This is a genomic window from Ancylomarina sp. (assembly GCF_041555295.1).
Taxonomy (GTDB): Bacteria; Bacteroidota; Bacteroidia; order Bacteroidales; family Marinifilaceae; genus Ancylomarina.
Genome location: NZ_JBFFKR010000352.1, coordinates 1 through 2977, shown reverse-complemented (window position 1 = coordinate 2977; position 2977 = coordinate 1). Strand labels below are relative to the sequence as shown.

The window sequence follows — 2977 nt, the reverse complement described above, 5'->3', positions numbered from 1 at the left end:
TCCCTTTGGCAACCACAATGGCATTCCCTGACCTACATTTTGAGAGAAAGTGAAAAGTTCCATTTCCTTACCCAATTTACGGTGATCACGTTTCTTAGCCTCTTCCATCATCACTACATACTCATCCAAATATTTTTTCTTAGGAAAAGTAATACCATAAACACGAGTCAACTGTTTTCTAGTCTCATCGCCTCTCCAATATGCTCCAGCAATAGAATTTAATTTAATTGCTTTAATATATGACGTGTTTGGTAAGTGTGGTCCACGACATAGATCAGTAAAGTTACCTTGCTGATAAAAGCTAATGGTACCATCATCTAAATCGTTAATCAACTCTACTTTATATCCCTCATCTTTTGAGTTAAAAAACTCGAGAGCTTCAGCTTTCGTTACATCCTTACGTGTGTACTCATTTTTTATACGAGCTAATTCCAACATCTTCTGCTCAATTACAGGCAAATCTTTGTCGGTTAGCATACGATCTTCGCCCAAGTCAACATCGTAGTAAAAACCCATATCGATAGCTGGGCCAATACCAAATTTGATCCCTGGGTATAATACCTCAAGTGCCTCAGCCATTAAGTGAGCCGAAGAATGCCAAAAAGCATGCTTACCTTCTTCATCATCCCAAGTATGAAGCTTAATTTTTGCATTTTCATTAATCGTGCGTGTTAGATCATACAACTGCTCATTCACGGTAATCGACAAAACTTCTTTTGCCAATCGACTAGAAATGCTTTTTGCAATCTCAATACCTGAGATGCCAGCTTCAAATTCTTTTACTGTTCCGTCTGGAAATGTAATTTCAATCATCCTATTGTTTTTAATTTTTATTCACACCGCTACAAACCGGCATGATATACTAGAATAGAAAACCTGAATTTCAGAAAAGTCATTTGACTAAATTGGCTTATTTTCCATGAAAACAAGCCTGTCCAAAATTCAATCCACAAAGATATAATATTCTATATAAAACAGTCTCATTTATCGTCTCCAATTCATGAAGTAATAAAAACTGTACTTTAATGACATAAATCCTTTTCTATTTTTCAAAAAATTGAAACCTTTGGGGCAATATATAAATAAACAGGTCATTTTATAATGACTAATCAACTTTCGGACAATCTTAAACAAAAATCAATTCATACAGTATGAAAAATTTCAAGCAATTGCTTGCCTTAGGCCTATTCTTATGCCTTTCCATTTCACTACTTGCTCAGCAAGGCGTGAAAAAAATCACCATGGAAGATATCATGCTCAACCACACTTTCGGGCAGAAATCGGTTCACGGTCTTCGTTCCATGAATGATGGCATTCACTATTCAACTCTCGAAGAAAATGGGACTAAAATTGTGAAATATGCTTATGCTACAGGTAAAGTTGTAGATACACTTCTTGATCTAAACAAATTAAAATCAGAAGAACTAACAAACATCTTCGATTACGATTTTAATGCTGAAGAAAACCGAATTTTATTAATGACTGACCGCGAACGTATCTATAGACGCTCATTCACTGCAAATTATTTCATTTTCAGCTTTAAGAATAAAGAACTGAAACCTCTTTCTAAAAATGGGAAACAACGCTTGGCGACATTCTCTCCTGATGGAAGACGTATTGCCTTTGTTCGAGACAATAACATTTTCATCCACAATATTGCTTTCGGGTCAGAAAGTAAGGTGACTAAAGATGGAGAATTCAACAAAATTCAAAATGGTACTCCAGACTGGGTATACGAAGAAGAATTTGAATTCAACAAAGCATTCGAATGGTCTCCAGACAGCAAGGCCTTAGCTTATATGAAATTTGACGAAAGCGAAGTCCCAATGTTTAATATGAATAAATTTGAAGGCATGTATCCTCAAGTTAAAGGGAATGCTTTATATCCTGAAAACTACACTTACAAATACCCAAAAGCTGGTGAGAAAAATTCAACTGTTGAGGTTTACGTTTATGATGTGAACGACAGATTAACTAAAAAGATGGATGTTGGTACTGAAACAGATCAGTATATCCCTCGTATTAAATGGACTGCTGATGCTAAAATTCTTAGTATTTGTCGTCTAAACCGTCACCAGAATAAACTAGACATTTTACTAGCAAACTCAAAGACAGGTAAAACATCGACTTTACTTACAGAGGAAAACAAGTACTATGTAGACAGCAACACTCTAGATGATTTAACTTTCCTTGCTGATAACAAGCATTTCATTTTCTCTAGCGAAAGAGATGCTTTTCTTCATTTGTATTTGTTTGATATGAATGGTGAGCAAATTCAGCAAATTACAAAAGGAGATTGGGATGTGACTGAATTCATTGGATATGACATGAAAAAGAAGATTTGTTATTACCAATCGGCAGAAGTTTCGCCAATGGATCGTAACATTTATTCTATCAAACTAAACGGTAGCTCGAAGAAAAACTTAACACCTGCTAAGGGAACGAACAACGCATCTTTCTCAAAAGGCTTTAAATATTTCATCAACAATTCCTCTAGTGTTTCACAACCAAGAACAGTTAGTCTTTACAATGCTAAAGCGAAACTGATTCGTACCCTGGAAGATAATAGTGAACTAGCTGAAAAACTTAAAGAGTATCAGTACACTTCAAAGGAATTCATTCAATTACCTGCAGCTGATGAGTTGACTCAATTGAATGCATGGATCATCAAACCTTTCGATTTTGATCCAGCTAAGAAATACCCGGTCTTAATGACTCAGTATAGTGGTCCTAACTCTCAACAGGTATTAAACAGATGGGGAATTGACTGGTACAACTACTTGGCTCAGGAAGGTTACATCGTTGTATGTGTTGACCCTAGAGGAACTGGTGCCAGAGGCGAATTATTCCGCAAGTGCACTTATATGCAATTAGGTCGCTTGGAGTCTGACGATCAAATCTCAGCTGCTAAAGCTTTAGCTAAAAAAGATTTTATCGACGGAGATAGAATTGCGATTTGGGGATGGAGCTTCGGTGG

The 2977-nt window shown here is 36.2% G+C and carries 2 protein-coding genes; one reads left to right on the top strand and one right to left on the bottom strand.

What is annotated here, in order from left to right; genetic code table 11:
- Positions 1–813: TGS domain-containing protein (locus tag ABY905_RS15770; RefSeq protein ID WP_372645598.1), on the bottom strand; the 813-nt coding region annotated here is incomplete at its 3' end.
- Positions 814–1151: 338 nt separating this feature from the next.
- Here ABY905_RS15770 and ABY905_RS15765 point away from each other — a divergent pair.
- Positions 1152–2977: DPP IV N-terminal domain-containing protein (locus ABY905_RS15765; RefSeq protein ID WP_372645595.1), on the top strand; the 1826-nt coding region annotated here is incomplete at its 3' end.